Source organism: Rhizobium sp. N621 (genome assembly GCF_001664325.1).
Lineage (GTDB): Bacteria > Pseudomonadota > Alphaproteobacteria > Rhizobiales > Rhizobiaceae > Rhizobium > Rhizobium esperanzae.
Genome location: NZ_CP013495.1, coordinates 3,797,808 through 3,821,823, shown reverse-complemented (window position 1 = coordinate 3,821,823; position 24,016 = coordinate 3,797,808). Strand labels below are relative to the sequence as shown.

17 protein-coding genes are annotated in these 24,016 nt (G+C 61.8%); 7 read left to right on the top strand and 10 right to left on the bottom strand.

The genetic code is table 11. The features are described 5' to 3' along the window. Nucleotides 1-55: 55 nt before the first annotated feature. Nucleotides 56-1,030, bottom strand: coding sequence for an alpha/beta fold hydrolase (locus AMK00_RS18410; RefSeq protein WP_064811331.1), 975 nt, complete (start codon nt 1,028-1,030; stop codon nt 56-58). Nucleotides 1,031-1,428: 398 nt separating this feature from the next. Here AMK00_RS18410 and AMK00_RS18405 point away from each other — a divergent pair, with 398 nt between their 5' ends. Continuing rightward, nucleotides 1,429-1,899 (top strand): Hsp20 family protein, encoded by a 471-nt coding sequence (locus AMK00_RS18405; protein ID WP_064811330.1) that lies wholly within the window; start codon nt 1,429-1,431, stop codon nt 1,897-1,899. A gap of 72 nt (nt 1,900-1,971) precedes the next feature. Here AMK00_RS18405 and AMK00_RS18400 read toward each other — a convergent pair whose 3' ends face one another. Then, nucleotides 1,972-2,976 (bottom strand): bile acid:sodium symporter family protein, encoded by a 1,005-nt coding sequence (locus tag AMK00_RS18400; RefSeq protein ID WP_064811329.1) that lies wholly within the window; start codon nt 2,974-2,976, stop codon nt 1,972-1,974. Between the two features lie 92 nt (nt 2,977-3,068). Here AMK00_RS18400 and AMK00_RS18395 point away from each other — a divergent pair, with 92 nt between their 5' ends. After that, a complete protein-coding gene (locus AMK00_RS18395) occupies nt 3,069-3,923 on the top strand; it encodes a LysR substrate-binding domain-containing protein (RefSeq protein ID WP_064811328.1) in 855 nt (284 codons plus the stop codon). Between the two features lie 47 nt (nt 3,924-3,970). Here the strand turns inward: AMK00_RS18395 and AMK00_RS18390 are convergent, their stop codons facing one another. Then, nucleotides 3,971-5,023, bottom strand: a complete 1,053-nt coding sequence (locus AMK00_RS18390; RefSeq protein ID WP_064811327.1) for a threonine aldolase family protein — start codon at nt 5,021-5,023, stop codon at nt 3,971-3,973. Nucleotides 5,024-5,567: 544 nt separating this feature from the next. Between AMK00_RS18390 and gltB the strand changes: the two genes are divergently transcribed. The 3 genes from gltB (at nt 5,568) to AMK00_RS18375 (ending at nt 12,809) form a co-directional block, all read left to right on the top strand. After that, on the top strand, nt 5,568-10,289 hold the full coding sequence (gene gltB, locus AMK00_RS18385) for a glutamate synthase large subunit (RefSeq protein WP_064811762.1): 4,722 nt from the start codon (nt 5,568-5,570) through the stop codon (nt 10,287-10,289). Nucleotides 10,290-10,513: 224 nt separating this feature from the next. Further along, complete coding sequence (locus AMK00_RS18380) at nt 10,514-11,968, top strand: glutamate synthase subunit beta (RefSeq protein ID WP_064804925.1); 1,455 nt, start codon at nt 10,514-10,516, stop codon at nt 11,966-11,968. Nucleotides 11,969-12,182: 214 nt separating this feature from the next. Next, nucleotides 12,183-12,809 carry a hypothetical protein gene (locus AMK00_RS18375; protein WP_064811326.1) on the top strand — a complete coding sequence of 209 codons (627 nt, stop codon included), beginning with the start codon at nt 12,183-12,185 and terminating at the stop codon, nt 12,807-12,809. Nucleotides 12,810-12,833: 24 nt separating this feature from the next. On the opposite strand, the gene AMK00_RS18370 is transcribed toward AMK00_RS18375, so the two are convergent. After that, nucleotides 12,834-14,066 (bottom strand): SGNH/GDSL hydrolase family protein, encoded by a 1,233-nt coding sequence (locus AMK00_RS18370; protein ID WP_082240363.1) that lies wholly within the window; start codon nt 14,064-14,066, stop codon nt 12,834-12,836. 91 nt (nt 14,067-14,157) lie between these two features. Then, the gene (locus tag AMK00_RS18365; RefSeq protein WP_064811325.1) at nt 14,158-15,381 is read right to left on the bottom strand and encodes a lytic murein transglycosylase; all 1,224 of its coding nucleotides are present in this window, start codon (nt 15,379-15,381) and stop codon (nt 14,158-14,160) included. Between the two features lie 204 nt (nt 15,382-15,585). Here AMK00_RS18365 and galU point away from each other — a divergent pair, with 204 nt between their 5' ends. Then, entirely contained in the window at nt 15,586-16,473 is an 888-nt protein-coding gene (gene galU / locus AMK00_RS18360; protein WP_064804918.1) for a UTP--glucose-1-phosphate uridylyltransferase GalU, read from the top strand. A 57-nt stretch (nt 16,474-16,530) separates the two neighbouring features. Here the strand turns inward: galU and AMK00_RS18355 are convergent, their stop codons facing one another. Continuing rightward, nucleotides 16,531-18,069 (bottom strand): outer membrane beta-barrel protein, encoded by a 1,539-nt coding sequence (locus AMK00_RS18355; protein ID WP_064811324.1) that lies wholly within the window; start codon nt 18,067-18,069, stop codon nt 16,531-16,533. Nucleotides 18,070-18,209: 140 nt separating this feature from the next. Between AMK00_RS18355 and AMK00_RS18350 the strand changes: the two genes are divergently transcribed. Then, nucleotides 18,210-19,205 carry a KpsF/GutQ family sugar-phosphate isomerase gene (locus tag AMK00_RS18350; RefSeq protein ID WP_064811323.1) on the top strand — a complete coding sequence of 332 codons (996 nt, stop codon included), beginning with the start codon at nt 18,210-18,212 and terminating at the stop codon, nt 19,203-19,205. On the opposite strand, the gene AMK00_RS18345 is transcribed toward AMK00_RS18350, so the two are convergent. From AMK00_RS18345 to AMK00_RS18330, 4 genes are all read right to left on the bottom strand, one after another. Beyond that, complete coding sequence (locus AMK00_RS18345; RefSeq protein ID WP_064811322.1) at nt 19,206-19,661, bottom strand: NfeD family protein; 456 nt, start codon at nt 19,659-19,661, stop codon at nt 19,206-19,208. A 3-nt stretch (nt 19,662-19,664) separates the two neighbouring features. Further along, nucleotides 19,665-20,696, bottom strand: coding sequence for an SPFH domain-containing protein (locus tag AMK00_RS18340; RefSeq protein ID WP_064811760.1), 1,032 nt, complete (start codon nt 20,694-20,696; stop codon nt 19,665-19,667). Between the two features lie 161 nt (nt 20,697-20,857). Continuing rightward, complete coding sequence (gene hemH / locus AMK00_RS18335; RefSeq protein WP_064811321.1) at nt 20,858-21,892, bottom strand: ferrochelatase; 1,035 nt, start codon at nt 21,890-21,892, stop codon at nt 20,858-20,860. Nucleotides 21,893-22,015: 123 nt separating this feature from the next. Then, nucleotides 22,016-23,989, bottom strand: coding sequence for a bifunctional metallophosphatase/5'-nucleotidase (locus AMK00_RS18330; protein WP_064811320.1), 1,974 nt, complete (start codon nt 23,987-23,989; stop codon nt 22,016-22,018). Between the last annotated feature and the right edge of the window lie 27 nt (nt 23,990-24,016).

Genomic DNA, 24,016 nt, shown 5'->3' with positions numbered 1-24,016 from the left:
AGCCGATGCCCCGGGTCGGCAAAGCCGATTCTGCTGGCGGCTCGGTTGATCCGGCTCAGGTGCCGAGGGCGGCGACATCATGGTTTTCCTCGGCATCGCTGCCGGGAATGAAGGCGTGGAACGCCGCCAGCGCCGCGGCACGATAGATATCCCGTTCCTGGAAGATCTCATGGCGGGCGCCGTTGATCGGCACCAGCTGGCCGGCGCGGAAATAACGCGAGAGCCGCTCCTGTGCCGTGTAGGGCACGACGCCGTCACGTGTCGGGGCGATGACGATGGTCGGGATGGTGATCGAGAAGAGGTGGTTGGGCGAGGTGACCCGGTCCATGGTCCGGAAGGCTTCACTCAGCCAGCGGGCCGTCGGCGGCCCGAGCGTCAGTTCCGGATGGGCCTTCATCATCGCAACATTGCGCTCGAAGCGGGTTTCGTCCGAGGTCAACGGATTGTCGCGGAAATCCGGCTCCTTCAGCTTCGAGGTCAGCGGCATGAAGCCGAGGCCGGCGGCCGTCAGGGCGCCGGCGAGGGTGCGGATGACGCGGGGCGAGGCCGACTGGCCGGTCAGGCCGATGAAGGGAGCCGATAGCACCATGCGGTCGATGCGGGTGGTGAGATAGGGGGCGGCCGACAGCGCAATCAGGCCGCCGGTGGAATGACCGAGCAGGTAGAAGGGCAGTCGGGTGTCCGGCAGCACTATCTTTTCGAGGAAGGTGTCGAGGTCGCGCTCGTAATCGGAAAAGCGGCGGATATGGCCGTGATTGCGGCGCTTGAGGAGCCGCGACGAACCGCCCTGACCACGCAGGTCGAAGGTCGCGACCCAGAGGCCCTTGCTTGTCAGGTCTCGGATCGTCTCGAAATATTTTTCGATATATTCGTTGCGGCCATGGATGATGACGACCGTGCCCTTGGCGACCTGGGCGCCAGAACGGAAAACGGCGTAACGCAGCCGGTGGCCGTCATGGGTTTCGAAGAACCCTTCGGTGCGGTTTTCCGGGGCAGGATTGTCGGGCGTCGAATAGAGAACCTGATCCATGACTTGCCAATGCGCCGCTGCTGAATGCTTCCCTATCAGGGATAGCGCATGGCGCCCGGCTTGGAAAGCGGGGGAAAAAGGGCCGGCGGAAGCGTGAGGGCGCTCGCGGCCGGCCCAAGTTTAGACTGAAGAAGAAGGGACGATGCACTTCAGCCATCGGGGCCAGTGTCACCCGACATCGTCATTTCTAGGCAGGCATGTCTGAACGCCTACCGAACCGGCCGTTCACGCGCGGTTCACGGCCGGTCGAGGGGATTTCGAAAGGTCTTGAACTCCCCGAATCGCATCACCATCTCCATCCTGCGGGTGCCAAAAGGGCCCGCGCAACCGTCCCGAGACCGCCAAGATGGGGTTTCAGGGCATTTTATCGCAACACGTCGCTTCCCTAGGAGGACATCATGCGTCACGTAGACTTCTCTCCCCTTTATCGTTCGACGGTCGGTTTCGACCGGCTCTTCACCATGCTCGACAGCCTTGCTCAGCCGGAGCAGGCGCAGACCTATCCGCCCTATAATATCGAGCGCACCGGCGAAAATACCTATCGCATCACCATGGCGGTCGCCGGTTTCGACGAGACCGAGCTTTCGATCGAAGCTCATGCCCATGTGCTGTCCGTTAAGGGTGAAAAGAACGAGGAAACCGCCGAAGGCGGCGAATTCCTCTACCGCGGCATTGCCAAGCGCGCCTTCGAGCGCCGCTTCCAGCTTGCCGATCACGTCGAGGTGTCAGCCGCTTCGCTGAAGAATGGCCTGCTTCACATCGATCTTCTGCGCAACATTCCCGAGGCTATGAAGCCCCGTAAGATCACGATTGCCGCCGAGCCGGTCGAGGCTCCGAAGGCGATCGAGGCGCAGGTCATCAACGATTAACAGCTGTTCCTCAGGGACAATGGACGGCGCTCCGATCGGGGCGTCGTTTTTTATTGCCGTTCATCTTATTGTTCAGGCCGGGCTGGCGGCATCCTTCATCTGCTGTTCCGTTACCCGCCGGGCTGCCGCTGCGGCATATTTCTGGGCGATGACGGCGCAGACCATCAGCTGAATCTGGTGGAAGAGCATCAGGGGAAGCACGATCGCACCAATCGATTGGCCGGCGAAGATGACGTTTGCCATCGGCACGCCGCTTGCCAGGCTCTTCTTCGAGCCGCAGAAGGTGATGGTGATCTCGTCAGACTTGTCGAAGCCCAGCCAGCGGCTGCCGAACATCGTCAAAACAAGCACAAACGCCAGAAGCACGACGTCGGCGACGACGACAACGGCAATGTCGGCAATCGAGAAGGTGTGCCACAGTCCTTCGACGATCGCCGTCGAGAAGGCGAGATAGACCACCATCAGGATCGAACCGCGGTCGACCGGCATCAGAATCTTCTTCTTGGCGCGAATCCAATCGCCGATCCAGGGCTGCAGGATCTGGCCAACGATAAACGGGGCAAGCAGCTGCAGCAGGATCTGCTGAAGCGCGTCGAAGGAGAAGCCGCCATTGCCGCCGACGGAAAAGAGCAGGCCGACCAGCAGGGGCGTCAGGAACATGCCGAAAATGTTGGAGGCTGAGGCCGAGCAGATCGCGGCGGGCACGTTGCCGCCGGCCATCGAGGTGAAGGCGATCGACGACTGCACCGTCGACGGCAGCACGCAGAGGAAGAGAATGCCGAGATAAAGCGGCCGTGGCAGGATCGCGTCGGGGATGAAGCCGAGCCCGAGCCCGAGCAGCGGGAAGATGCCGAAGGTCGTCAGCAGGATGATCAGATGCAGCCGCCAGTGCAGCAGACCAGCAATGACGACGTCACGAGAAAGGCGCGCGCCGTGCAGGAAAAACAAAGCCGCGATGGCAATATCGGTGGCGATGCCGAAATAATCCGCAAAACTGCCGCTCGCCGGAAACAGGGAGGCGAGGATGACGGTGCAGACGAGCAGGATCGTGAACGTATCTGGCAGAAAGCGGCGCATGACGGTCTCGCAGCAATAAGGCAACTATTGTTCTGTCGTCCATTATGATCCAGGATGCAAGAAATAACAGTTATCAAGACACTGGATTTTCTATGCTGGACCTCTCGCAGTTGCGCAGTTTCGTCGCCGTCGAACAGATGGGTAGCTTCACGCTTGCCGCGGAAAGGCTGGGCCTCGGGCAATCGACGGTCAGCCAGCATATTCAGCGGCTGGAGGCGGCGCTCGGACGCAAGCTGCTCGCGCGCGACACGCATAAGGTGATGCTCACCGGTGACGGCGAGGCGCTGCTTTCGCATGCGCGCGCCATGCTTTCGATCGAGGGGCAAGTGCAGGCGCTGTTCAAGAGCAACAGCCTGCGCGGCAGCCTCCGGCTCGGCGTGTCGGAAGATTTTGTCACCAGCCAGCTGCCGGCGGTGCTGGAGGATTTCGTTCGCTCGCATCCGTCCGTCGACCTGGAACTGACGGTGGCGCTTTCAGGCGTGCTTTATGAGATGCAGGACAATGGCGAAATCGATCTGGTGCTCGCCAAGCGCCGGCTTGGCAATGCGCGCGGAAAGCTTGTCTATCGCGAGCCGCTCGTCTGGCTGGCGCGCGATCCTGAACGAGTGCTCGCCTCCGGTCCATTGCCACTGATCGCTTTTCCACCGCCGAGCGTGACGCGGGCGATCGCCCTGGAAGCACTTGGGCGCAATGGGGTGCCGTGGCGGATCGTCTGCACTTGCGGCAGCCTGAGCGGACTGACGGCGGCGGCGCGGGCCGGAATGGGCGTGCTGGTGCAGCCGCGCAGTATGGCTCCCTCCGGACTGAAAAAAATTGCTGCGGGAAAATTGCCAGTGCTCGAGGATGTGGAATTCGTATTGGTGCCGCGCAAGGGTGCGGATCAGGCGCTGGTCTCGGCGCTTTCGGACGATATTCTGCAAAAGGTGAGGGGGCTGAGGTCGGCATGACCATCGCCGTCACGGAGGAGCCGGCTGGAAATCCTTCTGGTCGGCGATCAGGCGGTCAGGCACCTCAGGAAACCATCCACGTCGGCCACTGTCGTCGCGAAGCTGGTGACGAGGCGGATCAGGGTTTCGCTTTCGGAAACGAGTTCCGACGTTGCCGCAGGCACCGGCCATTCGTAGAATTTCGCGCCCTTTTCCTCTGCGGTTCTTGCTGCACTCCTGCTGATGACGGCAAAGACCTCATTGGAAGCGGTCGGCCAGGCGAGGCGTCCGGCGCTGCTGGCCCCAATACCGGCGCGCAGCCGGTCAGCCATGGCGTTCGAATGGCGGGCGAGGTCGAGCCAGAGGCCATTTTCGAAATAGGCGTCGAACTGGGCGGCGATGAAACGCGACTTGGAGAAGAGCTGGGCGGCGCGCTTGCGGATGAAGGGCATCTCCCGAGCCCGCTCCGGATCGAAAAAGATGATCGCCTCCGCGCACCAGCAGCCGTTCTTGGTGCCGCCGAAGGACAGCATGTCGACGCCGCGCTTCCAGGTCATCTCCGCCGGGGTGGCATCGAGTGCGATCAGCGCATTGGTGAAGCGGGCGCCATCCATGTGCAGCGGCAGATTGCGCTTTCTCGATATGGCGGCTATCTCGCCGATCTCCGGCAGTGAATAGACGGTGCCGATCTCGGTCGACTGGGTGATGGTCACAGCGCTGGCGCGGCCATGACGGAGGGCGTCCTCGGGGAAGTGGGCGATCTTTGCCGAAAGTTTGGCGGGATCAATCTTGCCGGATTCGCCGTCGACGGCAACGAGGCGGGCGGAGCCGGAGAAGAATTCCGGCGCGCCGCATTCATCCTCGATTACATGGGCCTCGGAATGGCAGAAAGTAATGCCGCCCGGGCGCTGGACGCTTGCCAGGGACAGGGAATTGGCGGCCGTGCCGGTGGCGACGAAGAAGACGGACACCTCCCGTTCGAAGATTTCGCAGAAGCGGGTCTCGACTTTTTTATCGAGATCGCCGGCACCATAAGCCGGAGCAAAACCGGCCGATTCCTTCAGCAGGCGTTCGGCAATGGATCTGTGGGCGCCGGCCCAATTATCGGAAGCAAAGAACATAGCGCGGACCGTGGGGAGCGAAACAGGTTGGAAGGTTCGCAGCGGACATTACGGCAATCTTTTACGGGATCAAGGCTATTGCCCATAATCCATCACGAAAATTGAACGGCGCAATCAATTAATAAAATATCCGTCCTTCACGTAATTTTATTTCGTGGTTGCGACCGATTTGGTAATCTTCCTTCGCAAAATGACGATTTTTGCCGTGGCGCACTTGCGAAGCCAAAGGCTTTCTGGCATAGAACAGATGAATTAGGACAGTGTTACTGTCCTAATTTGGCCTTTGCGGCCGAAGAAGCGCCGAAAGCCCTGGAACAGGCCCGCTTTCACGCTATAGTTCTTCCGAGCGCCAAGCCCCAGGACGGGCGGCGCGCGGAGGCGAATGGCAGGCGCGGGACGCGACGGTTTGCTTTCCTTTGAAGCAGATGTCTGCGGCGATCTTCACAATGCAACAGCGCTGTCATGCGCCGAACCTATCTTCGGGTTGCGGCGCGCGACGAAAAAGCCGCCCGCGGCCCCGCGGGTTTCGACAGGAGGAAAGACGATGACGAAGACGCCATCCATGGAATTTGACCGATTTGCCGCTGCTAAGACGCGCGCGACGGCCAATATGTCCAAATCCGCCTCCGGCCTGCCGAAGAAGCAGGGCCTTTATGATCCCCGCAACGAGCATGATGCCTGCGGCGTCGGTTTTGTCGCGCATATGAAGGGCGAGAAGTCGCACCAGATCGTCAAGGACGGCTTGTTCATTCTTGAGAACCTGACGCACCGCGGCGCCGTCGGCGCCGATCCGCTGATGGGTGACGGCGCCGGTATCCTGGTGCAGATTCCCGACCGCTTCTTCCGTGAGGAGATGGCCGGGCAGGGGATCACCCTGCCGCCTGCCGGCGAATATGGCGTCGGTCACATCTTCATGCCGCGTAATGAAAAGCAGATCGAGCACTTCAAGAAGGTGATCAAGGACGTCATTGAAGAGGAAGGCCAGGTCCTGATCGGCTTTCGCGACGTGCCGGTCGACAATTCCTCTCTGTCAAAGGCGCCCGATATCGCCGCGACCGAGCCGCATCACGTGCAGGTCTTCATCGGCGCCGGTGAGGATGCCGAGAACAATGACGAGTTCGAGCGCCGGCTATTCACGCTGCGCAAGGTGATCTCCAACCGCATCTATGACGAGTTCGAAGGCGAAGAGAGCAATTTCTATCCGGTGTCCCTGTCGTCGGCGACGGTGGTCTACAAGGGCATGTTCCTGGCCTATCAGGTCGGCGCCTATTATAAGGACCTGTCGGACCCGCGTTTCGAAAGCGCGGTCGCCCTCGTGCACCAGCGTTTCTCGACCAACACCTTCCCGTCGTGGAAGCTCGCTCATCCCTATCGCATGGTCGCCCATAACGGCGAGATCAACACGCTGCGCGGCAACGTCAACTGGATGGCGGCGCGACAGGCCTCGGTGTCTTCGCCGCTGTTCGGCGAAGATATTTCCAAGCTCTGGCCGATTTCCTACGAGGGGCAGTCGGACACGGCCTGTTTCGACAATGCGCTGGAATTCCTGGTGCGCGGCGGCTACTCGCTGGCGCATGCCGTGATGATGCTGATCCCGGAGGCCTGGGCCGGCAACCAGTCGATGGCGGCCGAACGCAAGGCCTTCTACGAATATCATGCGGCGCTGATGGAGCCGTGGGACGGGCCGGCTGCGGTCGCCTTCACCGACGGCAGGCAGATCGGCGCGACGCTCGACCGCAACGGCCTCAGGCCGGCGCGTTACCTCGTGACCGATGACGACCGCGTCATCATGGCGTCCGAGGCTGGCGTTCTGCCGGTTCCGGAGGAGAAGATCATTCAGAAGTGGCGCCTGCAGCCGGGCAAGATGCTGCTGATCGACATGGAGGAAGGCCGTATCATCTCCGATGACGAGGTGAAGTCGCAGCTTGCGACGGCGCATCCCTATCGCAGCTGGCTCGACCGCACCCAGCTCATCCTCGAAGACCTGAAGCCGGTGGAGCCGCGGGCGCTGCGCCGCGACGTATCGTTGCTCGATCGCCAGCAGGCCTTTGGCTACACGACCGAGGACACCAAGATCCTGATGTCGCCGATGGCGACGACCGGTCAGGAAGCGATCGGTTCGATGGGCACCGATACGCCGATCTCGGCGATGTCGGAAAAGCCGAAGCTGCTCTACACCTATTTCAAGCAGAACTTCGCGCAGGTGACGAACCCGCCGATCGATCCGATCCGCGAAGAGCTCGTCATGAGCCTGGTCTCGTTCATCGGCCCGCGTCCGAACATTCTCGACCATGAAGGCATGGCGAATGCCAAGCGTCTCGAAGTGCGTCAGCCGATCCTGACCAATGGCGATCTCGAAAAGATCCGCTCGATCGGCCATACGGAAGACCGTTTCGATACCAAGACGCTCGATTTCACCTATGACATCGAGCGCGGCGCTGCCGGCATGCCTGAGATGCTCGACCGGCTCTGCGAGCGCGCGGAAGCGGCCGTCAAGGGCGGCTACAACATCATCGTGCTCTCCGATCGCCAGATCGGACCTGATAGAATTGCCATTCCGGCGCTGCTCGCAACGGCTGCCGTCCATCATCACCTGATCCGCAAGGGGCTTCGCACCTCGGTCGGCCTCGTCGTCGAAACCGGCGAACCGCGCGAAGTGCATCATTTCTGCCTGCTCGCCGGCTACGGCGCCGAGGCGATCAATCCCTATCTCGCCTTCGACACGCTGCTCGACATGCATGCCAAGGGCGAGTTCCCGAAGGAAGTGGATGCCTCGGAAATCGTCTACCGCTACATCAAGGCAGTCGGCAAAGGTATCCTCAAGGTCATGTCGAAGATGGGCATCTCGACCTACCAGTCCTATTGCGGTGCGCAGATCTTCGATGCGATCGGCCTGTCATCCGACCTGGTCGACAAGTATTTCTTCGGAACCGCGACGATGATTGAAGGCATCGGCCTCGAAGCGATCGCCGAAGAGACCGTCGCCCGACATACTGCCGCTTTCGGCAAGGATCCGCTGCTGGCGACGACGCTGGATATCGGCGGCGAATATGCCTATCGCATGCGCGGCGAAAGCCATGCCTGGACACCGGATGCGGTCGCAGCTCTTCAGCATGCCGTGCGCGGCAATGCCGAGGATCGCTACCGCGAATTCGCCGAGATGGTGAACAATTCGGCGCTGCGCATGAACACGATCCGTGGGCTCTTCAACATCAAGAGCGCCGAGGCGCTCGGCCGCAAGCCGGTATCGATCGAAGAGGTCGAGCCGGCCGCCGATATCGTCAGGCGGTTCTCGACGGGAGCGATGTCCTTCGGCTCGATCTCCCGCGAGGCGCATACGACGCTGGCGATCGCCATGAACCGGATCGGCGGCAAGTCGAACACCGGCGAAGGCGGCGAGGAATCCGACCGCTATATGCCGCTCTCGGATGGTTCGATGAACCCGGAACGTTCGGCGATCAAGCAGATCGCCTCGGGCCGCTTCGGCGTCACCACCGAATATCTGGTCAATGCCGATGTGCTGCAGATCAAGGTGGCGCAGGGCGCCAAGCCCGGCGAAGGCGGCCAACTGCCCGGTCACAAGGTCGATGCGACGGTCGCCAAGACCCGTCACTCGACGCCGGGTGTCGGCCTGATCTCGCCTCCGCCGCACCACGACATCTACTCGATCGAGGATCTGGCGCAGCTGATCTACGATCTGAAGAACGTCAACCCGACCTCCGACGTCTCGGTCAAGCTCGTCTCCGAAGTCGGCGTCGGCACGGTTGCCGCGGGCGTTGCCAAGGCGCGCGCCGATCATATCACCGTCGCCGGCTTCGACGGCGGCACGGGTGCGTCGCCGCTGACCTCGCTCAAGCATGCCGGCAGCCCGTGGGAAATCGGTCTTGCCGAGACCCAGCAGACACTGGTGCTGAACGGTCTGCGTTCGCGTGTTGCACTGCAGGTGGACGGCGGCCTCAAGACCGGCCGCGACGTCATCGTCGGGGCGCTGCTCGGCGCCGACGAGTTCGGTTTCGCCACCGCGCCGCTGATTGCCGCCGGCTGCATCATGATGCGCAAGTGCCATCTCAACACCTGTCCGGTGGGCGTGGCGACGCAGGATCCGGTGCTGCGCAAGCGCTTCAAGGGCACGCCGGAGCATGTCATCAACTACTTCTTCTTCGTCGCCAACGAAGTGCGCGAAATTCTCGCGTCGCTCGGCTTTACCCGGCTCGACGAGATCATCGGCGCTTCGGAACTGCTGGAGAAGGACGAGATGCTGGCGCATTGGAAGGCCAGGGGTCTCGACTTCAGCCGCATCTTCCACAAGGTCGATGCCGCCAAGGAGGAAACCTTCTGGACGAGCCGGCAGCAGCACCCGATCGATGACATTCTCGACCGCGTGCTGATCGAGCAGGCACAACCGGCGCTGACGGACAAGACGCCTGTCGCCTTCGAGGTAGGCATCAAGAACGTCGACCGTTCGGCGGGAGCGATGCTCTCCGGCGAAGTCGCCAAGCGCTTCCGCCATCGCGGGCTGAAGGAAGACACGATCAATGTTACTCTTCGCGGCACGGCAGGTCAGAGCTTCGGCGCCTTCCTGGCACGCGGCGTCACCTTCAACCTGATTGGTGACGGCAACGACTATGTCGGCAAGGGGCTCTCGGGCGGCAAGATCATCATTCGGCCGCCGGAAAATTCGCGGATTGTCGCCGAAAACTCGATCATCGTCGGCAATACCGTGCTTTACGGTGCGACCGAGGGCGAGTGCTACTTCCGCGGCGTGGCGGGCGAACGTTTCGCCGTGCGCAATTCGGGAGCGATCGCCATTGTCGAGGGCGTCGGCGACCATGGCTGCGAATATATGACCGGCGGTGTCGTCGTCGTGCTCGGCGCCACCGGCCGCAATTTCGCGGCAGGCATGTCGGGCGGTGTCGCCTATGTGCTCGATGAAGCCGGCGATTTCGCCAGCCGCTGCAACATGGCGATGGTCGAACTCGAGCCGGTGCCGGAGGAGGACGATATGCTGGAGAAGCTGCATCATCATGGCGGCGACCTCATGCACAAGGGACGTGTAGACGTCTCTGGCGATATGACGCGCCACGACGAGGAGCGCCTCTATCAGCTGATCTCCAACCATCTGCACTATACGGGCTCGGCCCGCGCCAAGCAGATTCTCGACAGCTGGGCCGACTACCGTCCGAAGTTCCGCAAGGTCATGCCTGTGGAATACCGCCGTGCGCTCGAGGAAATGGAGCGTAGCAGGATGGGCATCGCCGCGGAATGATTTGAACCGGAGCATCCGCCACCCGCCGATTGCAGATGGCGGATGACGGAAACATCTCGACGACCCGTAGCGATGACGACGGCGAAAGGCCGCCGGGATCGCGCGTTGTCCTTCAGGAGATCTGTTCCAATGACGGTCAAGACAAGCAACCCGCCCGGGACTCCGGGGACTGACGACACACAACTGGCCGCGGTGAGGCGGTCATGAGGGTAAGGGACGAAGATATGGGTAAGGTTACAGGATTTCTGGAAATCGACCGGCAGGTGGCGAAGTATCAGCCGGCGTCGGATCGCATCCGTCATTTCCGCGAGTTCACGATCCCGATGTCGGACCCGGAAGTACAGAAACAGGCCGCGCGCTGCATGGACTGTGGCATTCCCTATTGTCACGGCCCGACCGGCTGCCCGGTTCACAATCAGATTCCGGACTGGAACGACCTCGTCTACAACAACAACTGGGAAGCGGCGATCCAGAACCTGCATTCGACCAACAACTTCCCGGAGTTCACCGGCCGCGTTTGCCCCGCCCCCTGCGAGGAAGCCTGCACTTTGAATCTCGAGGATGCGCCCGTCGCCATCAAGACGGTCGAGCAGGCGATTGCCGACAAGGCCTATGAACTCGGTTTCATCCGGCCGCAGCCGGCGACGGTCCATACCGGCAAGAAGGTCGCGGTCATCGGCTCCGGCCCCGCTGGCATGGCGGCCGCCCAGCAGCTCGGCCGCGCCGGCCACGAGGTGCATGTCTATGAGCGCGAGACCAAGCCGGGCGGCTTGCTGCGCTACGGCATTCCGGATTTCAAGATGGAGAAGAACTTCATCGACCGCCGCGTCGAGCAGATGAAGGGCGAGGGCGTCACTTTCCATTGCGGCGTCAATGTCGGCGTCGACCTCAAGATCGAACAATTGCTGGCCGACCACGACGCCGTCCTTTACTGCGGCGGCTCCGAAACGCCGCGCGAGGCGGGCATTCCGGGTACCGACCTTGCCGGCGTGCATGATGCCATGCCCTATCTGGTGCAGCAGAACCGTCGCGTCGGACGCGAGAATATCGACAGCGTCGGCTGGCCCTCGGATCCGATCCTGGCCGGCGCCAAACATGTGGTCGTCGTCGGCGGCGGCGATACGGCTTCGGACTGTGTCGGCACAGCCTTCCGCCAGGGCGCCGTCAAGGTCACCCAGCTCGACATCCGGCCGCAGCCGCCCGAGAAGGAAGACAAGCTCGCCGTCTGGCCCTTCTGGGCGACGAAGATGCGCACCTCCTCCTCGCAGGCCGAAGGTGCCGTCCGCGAATTCCAGGTGGCGACGCTCGAATTCATCGGCGAAGACGGTGTGCTGACAGGCGTCAAATGCTGTGAGGTCGATGAGCGCCGGCGGCCGGTTGCGGGCACGGAATTTGTCATCCGCGCCGATCTCGCCTTCATCGCCATCGGTTTCCGCGGCCCGTTCACGACAAGCGTGCTGAAGGAACTCGAAGGCAAGCTGACGCTCAACACTGACAAGCGCGGCTCGACCAACGTCGTCGCCAACGACCGCGACTACAAGACCTCGGTCGACAAGCTCTGGACGGCGGGCGACGTGCGCCGCGGCCAGTCGCTGGTGGTCTGGGCGATCCGCGAAGGCCGCCAGGCAGCGCGCGCCATCGACGAGGCGTTGATGGGCTCGACCGTCCTGCCGAACTGATCGCATCTCATAGAGGCTGACGAAGACACGAACTCCGCCTTTCCGGCGGAGTTTTTTATTGCGTGCGGCGCGTCCGGCGGGACTTCTTTTTGCCGGTGCGACCGCTTGACGCGCCTCGGTGGGACGCAAGCCTCAAGCAATGCCGGGCGGTGAGGCTTATGCCCGACGCGGGCTCAGGAGGAGCCGCCGCGAATGATCGACAAGGGTTATTCAAATGGTTTCTGCACTCGATAATACCAGGATGGTTTCGGCCCAATACGCCTTGAAGAATCTTCGTAGCTCCGACGAAAGCTCGGAGGATACGCAGAGTTCGTCGGCGGCAAGCATTCTGAGCAGCTACGGACTCGATTCGAGTTCCCCGTCGCTTCTCTCCAATCAGGCGCTGTCGGGGCTGCTCGACACGCTTTCGTCCAAGGACGACACCTCCGACGAGACCGACACGACCGGCGACAGCGCCGATGTGACCAGCGCCTCCTTCATGTCGATGCTGAAGCAGCAGTTGCAGGAAGCGGCCGCGGCCGAAGGCGAAAGCGGCAAGGCTCACGACATGCTGGCTGCTCTCGAAGCAGGCACGCTCACCATCTCCGATCCGACGCAGGGCGTGTCGATCCCCGCCTGGGACGTCGATGATCCGGATGAGGCCGACACGGAAAGCAAGGCCGGCGAGGCGATCGATATCAGCGGCTGGAGCGATTTCCTCGATGCGCATCTGGAGCGCGGCTCCGACGGCGCCTTTGTCAAGGAGAACGGCAGCTATGTCGACCAGACGAACGACAGCAATGCCTTCTTCGGGCTGATCGGCTCGAACTACTATTATCTGAGCTGGCCACAGGCGGCGTAAGAAGGCCGCCTCGCGTAGCCTTTTTCATTTCACCGAGACTTCGGCCGGCGTCTTGGCTGCCGGCATGCGGTAGTCGTCGACGCGACCGACAGGTGCCGGCGTCATCTCGCCCTGCTCGACCAGGAGGTCGCGCGGCGATTTCGTCAGCGTCACCGGTGGCGGTCTTGCGCCAAGGAGCTCGGCGCCGCCGTCGAGATTGGGATCGGAGAGGCTGATCGGAACGGTGTGCTCGACCGGATTGGTGGGAAGGCCGAGACCTGGCAAATTGCTTTCGTCGAGGCGCACCAGATCGGGGCTTGCCTGGGTGCCGAGAATCCGGCGGGCGGGCTTTTCCACATAGAAGGCAAGCTTGCGCCGGCCGGCCTGGGTAAGGTTGATGCCGTCGGAGGTGCGCAGGCGCACCTGCTGGCCGTTCACGTCGGAACCGGTGACGATGAAAGTGCCGTTTTCGTCGACGAACCCATCCCAGATATCGACGAATTCGCCGCCGATGCTCTCGACCTGGTTGCGATAGAGCTGGTTCATCTGGACAGCATCGGCCGTCATCTGATCGGATTCGAAGGCGGGAAGACCGACCCAGAGCAGCGGTATCTTGCGGCTGGTGACTTCCTTGCCGAAAGAAAGGACACGGCTGCGATATTCGGCAAACCAGCCATCGGTGCGGAACTTCTCCTTGGCGGTGTCGGTCACCATCTGCTGGCGGTCATTGGCGCCGATCATGACGACGACCATTGCCGGCTTCAGCTCGTCGATCATCTTCGGCAACTGTTCCGGCCAGTCGTAATAGTCGTCGCGGACAAGGCCCGAGGAAATGTTGCCGCGGGCGTCGACGATGACGCCCGGCGAGGTCTCGAAGGCGGCGGTAAGCCCGTCGCCGAGGCCGCTGGCAAGGAAATCGCCGACGATCAGGATTTTCCGGGCGTCGCCAAGCTTCTGCACGACCGGCTCTTCCTGCACGGGCGGCCGCACAGGCGATGCGGTGCGGGTATTGATCACGGCTTTCTGCGCCGGCGGGCGCTTGCGCTGCTGGCGTCTCGGCTGCTGGACATCAGGGGCCTGCGGCTCGTCGTCGAGATAACGTCGGCCCAGGAAGAAATCGAGAATCGAGCGACGCTGATAGCGCTGCTCCTGGGCTTCGGCGACACGAACGGGTGCAAGCGCGCCGAAGCATAGCGCAGCCGTCGTCAAGGCGAGCGCGAGCCGGCGGATTGGAGTTCGATCAGTTTTCGTCATAGGCAGTTCCGCATCTGCCGGCATCTTGCACGCAGGGCAGGCCAGCATCCACTCCGCTTATTATTTAGGTCGCGGTTCTGCCGCTTCCAATCAGATTATTGTCCGGCGTCCGCGCCTAGCGGCGAAGTGCGTTCAAAAGCGGCAGCGAGGGCTCGCCGTCTGGCTGCATGCCGATGCGCTCCTGCACGGCCGATATCGCCGCTTTCGAACCCGAGCCGAAATTGCCGTCAACCTCGCCATTGTAATAGCCGAGCGTCTTGAGACGAGTTTGCAGCTCGAATTTCTCGGTGATGTCGAGCGCGCCGTCGGGACGCGGCCAGCGCTGCTGCATGCCGCCATAGCCGGCGATCTGGTCGGCCAGCAGGCCGACGGCAAGCGCGTAGCTGTCCGACGCATTGTAGTTCTTGATGGTGAAGAAATTTGCCGTCATCAGGAAGCCGGGGCCGCCGGCTCCGGCCGGCATTTTCAGCACGGCTTTGGTGCCGCCGTCGCGGAAGGCCTTGCCGTTCGGCCGTTTCAGGCCGAGCTCCGCCCATTGGGCGAGCGTATGGGTCTTGCCGGCCTGCTTGGCGGCTGCGGCGGGAACGACGACCTCGTAGCCCCAGGTCTTGCCGGTATCCCAGCCGTTCTTCATCAGCAGATTGGCCGAGGTCGCAAGCGCGTCCGGCACCGAATTCCAGATATCGCGATGGCCGTTGCCGTCGGCATCGACAGCGTAGAGCAGGTAGCTTGTCGGGATGAACTGAGTGTGGCCCATGGCGCCCGCCCAGGAGCCGGTCATCTGACGTGCCGGCACATCGCCGCTCTGCAGGATTTTCAGCGCCGCAACCAGCTGCTTCTTGGCGAATTTGGCCCGGCTCGGATCGGCATAGGCAAGAGTAGCCAGTGCGCGCGGCACATAATGCAGCCGGTCGTCCTTGTCCAGGATCGCGCCGTAATTCGATTCCATCGACCAGATCGCGAGCAGAATCGTCTTGTCGACGCCGAAGCGCTGCTCGATCGCATTGAGCGTGCGCGCATGCTTGACGGCCATTTCGCGGCCGATCCTGACGGTGTAGGGATTAACGCGGGAATCAATGTAATCCCAGATCTTCGAGGTGAATTCCGGTTGATAGGCCGCCTTTTCGAGCACGGTCGGGTCGGGTTCGCTCACACCGGAAAAGGCCTTTTGATAGGTTGCCTTACTGATGCCACTCTCAGCGGCTGTTTGGTAAAAATCCGCGATCCATTTCTGGAACCGGGAATCGGCTTTCGCGTTGTCGGGGGCCAGCCCTACCTGGGCGGCGACAACGAGGGCGAGAGCAAGACCACGAAGGGAGTTTTTGTGATTCTGGATCATCGACAGTCGTATCCGTCATCTTCAGTTTTTGGGTGCAGCAGGGGCATCATGTCCGCCCAGACCCGAGACTACAGGAACAGAGTCAACAAATTCTTTACCATGGCGGCCCGCGGCGGTCACCATTGCAAAACAGTCGCAATTCTATACTAGTCAGACGTGAACGGCTTTATTTAAAAGGCGATTTAGTCAAAGCAGGAGGCCTGTGTGGCGCATCACAATAAAGTTCGTAAGGCAGTTTTTCCGGTGGCAGGGTTGGGAACGCGTTTCCTGCCGGCAACGAAGGCTGTTCCGAAGGAAATGTTGACCGTTGTCGACAAGCCTATCATTCAATATGTCGTCGATGAGGCGCTGGAAGCAGGAATCGAGCATCTGGTCTTCGTCACCGGACGCAACAAGCATGTCATCGAAGATTATTTCGATATTCATTTCGAGCTGGAACAGACGCTGCGCGAACGCGCCAAGAAGGCCGAGATAACCCTTCTTGCCCAGCAATTGCCGAAGGCCGGCACGGTGAGCTTCACCCGCCAGCAGGAACCGCTCGGCCTCGGTCACGCCGTATGGTGCGCCCGCGAGATCGTCGGCGACGAACCTTTTGCGCTGCTGCTGCCGGATATGATCATGAAGGGCGACAAGGGCTGCATGAAGGGGATGATCGACCTCTACGGCCAGAGCGGCGGCAATATCATCGCCGTCGAGGAATGTGCCCCCGATCAGGCTCATAAATACGGTATCGTCGGCGTCGGCGAAGCGATCGGCGAAGGCTTCCGCATCACCGGCATGGTGGAAAAGCCTGCCAAGGGAACAGCGCCCTCGAATTTCTTCATCAACGGCCGCTACATCCTGCAGCCTGAGATCTTCAGGATCCTCGAAACCCAGGAGCGCGGCGCTGGCAACGAAATCCAGCTTACCGACGGCATGCTGAAGCTGCTGAAGGAACAGGATTTCGCCGGCTACCATTTCCGTGGCACGACCTACGACTGCGGCGCCAAGGATGGCTTCATCCTGGCCAATGTCGCCTACGCCCTCGAACGCGCCGATATCCGTCCGTCGGTCGAAGGCGGCTTCAAGGAATTGCTTGCCGGCCTGAATTAAGGTTTGCGAACAGCTATGAATGATCGAGCGCCGCGCCTCCCACCGGAGGCGCGGCGCTTATCTTTTCAGCTTGAGGCCGACGCCGGCGCGGAATTGCTGCGAGTCGTCGCCGTCCTTGCGCGTGGTCAGCTCGTAGCCGAGCGTGCTGGTGAGATCGAGATAGCGGTTGATGTTCCAGGTCAGGCCGGTCGCCGCAGTATAGACGAGCTCGTCGTTGATGGTGCTGTCGGTGGGATAATCGCGCCATATGACGCCGCCGATCATGGTTCCGACCAGATTGTCGCGCAGCTGGTGGGTGACCGTCGTCGTCAGCGCATGCGAGACGTAGCCGCTCTCGCCGGCGGTGGTCGAGGGCTGGATGCTCGTCTGCAGGTCGAGATTGACATCGGTGCCGCGGATCGGCGACCAAAGCAGGCTCGCATCGAGCGTGGCCGTATCGATCGAGGCGAGCCGGCTGTCTTCGAAATCCGCCCTTTCGTAGCCGACGCCGACTTCACCCTTCAGCTTTTCGCCGAGGTCGACTTCGACGCCGGCCTTGGCGCCATAACTGTGGCCTGAACGCTCGTAACCGGCGGAATCGCGCGTCTCGTCATAGATCGTACGGCCGATCGTGGCCTCGATGAAGGGGATGAGCGCGGGCGACAACTCGTAGCCGACGCGACCGCGCAACGTACCGGTCGTCTGATTGCGATCGCTCAACGCCAGGGTCGTGCCGTTCGCAAGCGTGGCGTCGGAATAGATCGAACGGTTCAGTGCCAGCGCCGTCGTGCCGCGCAGGATGCCGAAATCGCGCTGGACGGAGGCGCCGGCGGTGAACTCCTGCACATCGGACTGCTGTGTGGCATCGGCGATGGCGTCGGGATCGTCCGTATCTTCGCGGTAGAAATTGTAGCCGGCCGTGAGGTGCGCCACCGCGTCGTCGGGAAGGTCCAGCCGGAGATCGCCGTTGACCTTGAAAGACGGCTGCTCCTCGCCTTCGCCGCTGATATTCCTCTGCCAGGCGCCTTCCGAGGTCACGGTCAGCTGGTGTCGTCCCCAGTCGGAGGTGAGCGTCGCGGCTGCGTCCGTTTCGAGGAAAGCGCGCCGCTGCCTGGTATTGCCGTCCTTGGTGGTCTCGGTGTTGATGCTTTGGGTCACGCTCGGACGGAGCACGAAGGTGCCGATCGGAATGCCGGGTGTTTCTGCCGTCGAGGCACTTTCGCCAGCCCTGCGGACCGGCGGCGTCTCGTCGATCCGCGCTTCACGGGTGTTCAGTCGGCGCATGTCCTCATCGAGGATGGAGCCGGTAATGTCGTCGCCGGATTGCGCGTCCGGTATGGCGGGCCTCTGGGCATCGTCCGCGTTTGCGGCCGCACTGTTTGCGGCCGGCGTGGCCGAACCGTCGCTCTCGTCATCGAGGCCGGTTTCGGATGCCGCGCCGGTCGTCGCGCGATTGTTCTCGGAGGATACCGCGCGGCTGGTCGCCGACTGCAACGTGGCGGACTGTGCGAGTGCCGCAGTCTGGCCGAACAGCAGTGTGCCGAACGCAGTAAAGCAGACGACACGCCTCATCGCGCGGAGCGGCGTCACACTGCTCGTCTGTTTTGGCTGGCCCATTCACTCGCCTGACATGCTTTCGGTTCTTACTCAAAGGTAAAGCCTTGTGGTTAATCATTCGTTGCTCGCGGCGGGCGCTGTTCACAATTCGGAAATGGTGCGGGGTGGACTTGGAAAGTGAAAAGGTCTAACGCATCTCCATGAACAGAAGAGCGATCAAACTCGTTGAAAACAGCGTGCTCGAATCGGCAAAACGCACGATAGAGACCGAGAAACGCGGTCTTGAAGCGCTTGAACAGGCCTTTGACAACGGACTGGCCGGTCCTTTCACCCGCGCCGTCGAGATCATCGGCGACATCTCCGGGCGGGTCATCGTTACCGGCGTCGGCAAGAGCGGCCATATCGGTACCAAGCTCGCGGCGACATTCGCCTCGACCGGCACCCCCGCCTTTTTCGTGCATGCGGCCGAAGCCAATCATGGCGATCTCGGCATGATCGCGCGCGATGACGTCGTCTTGGCGATTTCCAAGGGCGGCGAGAGCGCCGAGCTCAAGAGCATCATCTCCTACACGCGGCGCTTCTCCATTCCGCTGATCGCAATCACCTGCAGCGAACGTTCTTCGCTTGCTACGGCCGCCGATATCGTCCTTCTGGTGCCGAACGAGCAGGAGGCCTGCCCCAACGGCTTGGCGCCGACGACGTCGACGCTGATGCAGCTTGCGCTCGGCGATGCCCTGGCGGTGGCGCTTCTGGAGGCGCGGGGCTTTACCGCCACCGATTTCCACGTCTTCCATCCCGGCGGCAAGCTGGGTGCGAGCCTGATGCATGTCGGCGATATCATGCATATCGGCGAGAAGCTGCCGCTCGTTGCCAAGGGCACGCCGATGCCGGAGGCGATCACGGTGCTGTCGCGCAAGCATTTCGGCTGCGTCGGTGTGCTCGACGAAGACGGACGGCTCTGCGGCATCGTCACCGAAGGTGACATGGCGCGCAACCTGACGCGCAATCTTGCCAATCTTGCCGTCGACGACATCATGACGAAGACGCCGAAGACGGTGAAACCGACGATGCTGGCGACGGCGGCCCTGGCGCTGCTCAACCAGCACCACATTGGCGCCCTGATCGTCATCGACGAGGACAGCCGGCCGATCGGGCTGGTGCACTTCCATGACCTGCTGCGGATCGGCGTCGCCTGATCAGACCGGTTCGACCCGCAGGTCGCGGCCGTGACACGAGATCACCTTCACCTGTGTTCCAACGGGCAAATCAGGCCCCATTACCTGCCATAGCGTATCGTCGAGGCGGATGCGGCCGCGGCCCTCGCGGATCGGCTCCTGCAGCGTGGCGGTGCGTCCGACAAGACTTGCGCCGCGCTGATTGAGGAAGGGCTCGTCGGTCTCGGCGTTGCGCAGTGTCAGTCGGCGGCCGGCAAAGGTCGTGGCCACGGCCAGAAGCGCAAAAAGGATCGCCTGGATTTCCCAGACCCAGAAGACGCTGTCCCAGAAGAGCAGCGACAGTGCGCCGACGATCAAGGCCGCGAGGCCGATCCAGACCAGGAAGAAACCGGGCACGATCATTTCGGCGGCGAGCAGCACGAGGCCTGCAACCCACCAGTTCCATGGACCGAGTTCCGCGATGATCTTCGCCAGCATGGCTTATCGCTCCTGATCCGGATTGAAAGGATTGGGGGCCGGTGGATTGATTGGCGGCGTAGAGCGGATCGGCGCGGGACGCGAACGCGGCGGGGGAGGCGGTGGCGGATTGCCCGCGTCACCGAAGACTTCGCGGGCGATGGCGCCGATGCCGCCGAGCGAGCTCAGGATGGAAGAGGCTTCCATCGGCATCAGCACGATCTTGGAATTGGGCGCCGAGCCGACCGAGGCGAGCGCTTCGGTGTATTTCTGGGCGACGAAATAGTTGATCGCCTGAACGTCACCGGCGGCAATCGCTTCGGAGACCATCTTCGTCGCCTTGGCTTCGGCCTCGGCCAGTCGCTCGCGGGCTTCGGCATTGCGGAAGGCGGCTTCGCGCTGGCCTTCTGCCTGGAGGATCGCGGATTGCTTGGCTCCTTCGGCCCTGAGGATCTGCGCATTGCGCGCGCCTTCGGCCTCGAGAACCTGGGCGCGCTTTTCGCGCTCGGCCTTCATCTGGCGAGCCATCGCATCGACGAGGTCGCGTGGCGGCTGGATGTCCTTGATTTCGACGCGGGTGACCTTGATGCCCCAGGGCTGTACCGCCTCGTCGACGACGCGCAGCAGCCGGTCATTGATCGCGTCGCGATTGGAAAGCAGTTCATCGAGATCCATGGAGCCCATGACCGAGCGGATATTGGTCATGGTGAGATTGAGGATGGCATTTTCGAGGTGGGAAACCTGGTAGGCGGCCTGGGCGGCATTCAGAACCTGAAAGAAGGCGACGGCATCGGCTGAAACCGAGGCATTGTCTTTGGTAATCACTTCCTGGGTCGGCACATTCAGCACCTGCTCCATCACGTTCATCCGCGCCCCGACGCGCTCGATGAAGGGAGTGATGAGGTTAAGGCCTGGCTCCAGCGTGCGGGTATAGCGGCCAAAGCGCTCAATGGTGTAGCGATAGCCCTGCGGCACGGTCTTGATCCCGGCAAAGAGCACCAGGATGACGAAGATGACCAGCACGATCACGACGATATCGAAACCGCCCAACAGCATGAAGAATTCCTCCCATCGGCGCATGCGCCCATACACTGATGTGGTGAGTTAGCATGTTCTTCGCGCGGAAGAAATGACCCACGGATGCACCACCTCCGAGGGAAAAGGCAGGTGGCGTCTCGGCAAGATTCTTCGGGCGAACCGGCGGGCGGGAAGGTCTGTCAGACCCAGCCCTGCAATTCGCGGCGGACGACCTTTTCTAGCACCTTCATGCCGTCCTCGCCGTCATTGAGGCAGGGGATATGCGTAAACTTCTCGCCGCCGTTCTCGTGGAAGGAATGGGCAGCCTGTTCGGCGATTTCCTCCAGCGTCTCCAGACAGTCGGAAACGAAGCCGGGATTGATGACGGCGATGCGCTTGACACCGTCGCTGGCGAGTTTCTCCACAGTCTTGTCGGTATAGGGCTGCAGCCATTCCTCCGGCCCGAAGCGGGACTGGAAAGTGACCATGAAGTTTTCCTGGGTCAGTCCGAGCCGTTCGCGCAGGAGCCGGCCGGTCTTTTGGCATTGACAGTAATAGGGGTCGCCCTGCTTGAAATAGGACATCGGGATGCCGTGGAAGGAGGCGAGCAGCATGTCCGGCTTCCAGTCGAGCGTCGCAAGATGCCTTTCGACGGACTGGGCGAGCGCCTCGATATAGGTCTCGTCATCATGATAGTCCGGCACGGTACGCAGCGCCGGCTGCCAGCGCATCGAGAGCAGCTTCTGGAAGGCCTTGTCGTTCACGGTCGCGGTCGTCGCTGCCGCATATTGCGGATAGAGCGGAAAGAGCACGATGCGGTCACAGCCTTCCTCCTTCAGCGTCTCGATGCGTGAAGCGATCGACGGCGTGCCATAACGCATTGCCCAGTCGACCTTGACGTTGGCAAGATCGTGCAGGCGCTTGGCCATCAGTTCCGACTGGTTGCGCGTGTAGGTGCGGAGATAACTTTCGTTCTTCTCCTTGTTCCAGATCAGTTCGTAAGCCTTGCCGACCTTCTGCGGACGGGTGTTGAGCACGATGCCAAAGAGGATCGGATACCATTTCCAGGGCGACCATTCGATGACGCGGCGATCGGTCAGGAACTCCTTGAGATAGCGGCGCATCGAGGTGTAGTCGGTGCCGTCGGGCGTGCCGAGATTGACCAGCAGGACGCCGATCTTGCCTGATTTGATGGCTGGATGATCTGCCGGACGGAGTGAAATATCTGCTGTCATTCTGGCCCCAACGGTCGTTGTCTCGTCGGCTGATACGCAGCCTCGAGAACATGGTTTACCCTATAGAAAGAAAAGCCGGCCCGGGAAACCCCGAGCCGGCCGATGGTGTCGAGACAAATCGTCTTACTTTGCAGGAACCTGGATCTCCTTGCCAACCGTTAGGTGGCGCGGGTTCGGCTTGCCGTTGGCCTCCGAAAGCTTCCGCCACAGCGTGCCGTCACCATAGAAGGTCACAGCCAGATCCCAGAAAGTGTCGCCGGCCGCGATGACGTGAGTGGAAGGTGTTGTTGCGGCGGGTGCGGAGGCCGCCGGAGCCGGTTCCGTCGCGGGCGCGGGAGCTGCCGGTGTTGCCGGGGCTGGCGCGGCCGGGGCAGGCTCGGTGGCTGGTGCGGGTGCAGCCGGGGCCGCCGGGGCAGGAGCGGGCTCAGTGGCCGGTGCAGGTGCCGCCGGCGCGGGAGCCGCCGGTTCGGCAGCGGGCGCCTGTGCCACGGTCGCGCCGATTTCGGTGACGCGGCCATCGGTATAGGGCTTATAAGGCGAATGCGCGGCGACGTAGTCGGCGGTCACGTCGGCAAGATCCGGGCCGTAATCGTAAGCATTCTTGCCTTCCTTGAAGATCGAATAGCCATCGCCGCCTGATCGCATGAAGTTGTTGGTGGCGATCTTGTAGGTCTTGGCCGGATCGATCGGCGCGAAATTGTCGCCCTCCTTCACCTGAACATCGCTGATGCGGCTGCCGACAGGCTTCGACTGGTCGAACGAGAACTTCAGGCCGGCGACCTGCGGGAAGCGGCCGGCGCCCTGATCGATCTGGCTGACGCCGTTTTCGAGCGCCTTGACGACGTCCGCGCCTGTGGCTTCGAAAGTGGCGAGGGTGTTCTGGAAAGGCAGCACGGTGATGACTTCGCCCTGGGTGACATCGCCGCCGTCGATAGACGCGCGCAGGCCGCCGCCGTTCTGAATGGCGATGGTGACACCCTGGTTCCTCGTGCGGTCAAGCATGGCGTCGGCCACCAGATTGCCCATCGAGCACTCCTTGACACGGCAGACCTTGCGGTCGCCCTCGATAGGACTTTCGGAGGAGCCGATCACCTTTTTCCGCAGTTCCTCGATCGGTTTTGCCAGTTCGGCGACGCGAGCGACGACGGCCGGATCGGGTGTAAAGGACGAGTCGATCAGGATCGGGTCGCCCTTGGCATCCTTGACGACGCCATTATCGTCGAAATTGACGACGATGTCGCCGAGGTACTTGCTGTAAGAGGCGGCCTGGACGACCGGCACCTTATAGCCGCCGGGGTTGTCGACCATCGTCGGATACGGGCCTTCAGCCTTCGGGTCGGTATTGGAGAGCAGACTATGGGAGTGGCCGCCGACGACGACGTCGACATCCGGAATCTTGGCGATGAAAGCGAGATCACGGGGATAGCCGACATGGGTCAGCGCAATGATCTTGTTGACGCCCTGGCCCTTCAGGTCCTGGACGGCTGATGTGATCGTCTGAACGTCATCTTCGATCGTGACATTCGGGCCGGGGGAGGAGAGCTCTGGCGTATCGTTGGTGACGGCGCCGACGATGCCGATCTTCTGGCCTCCGACATCGAGCACCAGCGAAGGCTTGATGCGGTCGCCGAGCTTGGAGACGGCGCTCGCCTTGACGTTCGCCGTCACGACGGGGAATTGCACCTTGTCGAGGAAAGTCGCAAGCCCGTCCTCGCTGTCGTCGAATTCATGGTTGCCGACGGTCATGGCGTCGAACTTCATCAGGTTCAAAAATTCTGCTTCAGCCGCGCCCTTATAGGTGGTGTAGAACAGCGAGCCCTGGAAATTGTCGCCGGCATTCAGGAGAAGGAGATTCTTGCCCGATAGCGCCTGGCGGCGCTGGTCGATCGCGGTCTTCAGGCGGGCGGCGCCGCCGAAGCATTCCTTCTTGCCTTCCTCCTCGGCCGAGCAGGTGGAATCGAATTTGTTGATTGACTCGATGCGTGAATGGAAATCGTTGATGTGAAGAATATTGAGTTCGTAATCGGCAAAGGCGGCGCCCGCGCTCAGCGCCAGCATGGACGCGGTCAAAAGACCGAAGCTGAAAGACTTCGTCATCCCTGTTCTCCTGATTGAGGCGAGAGA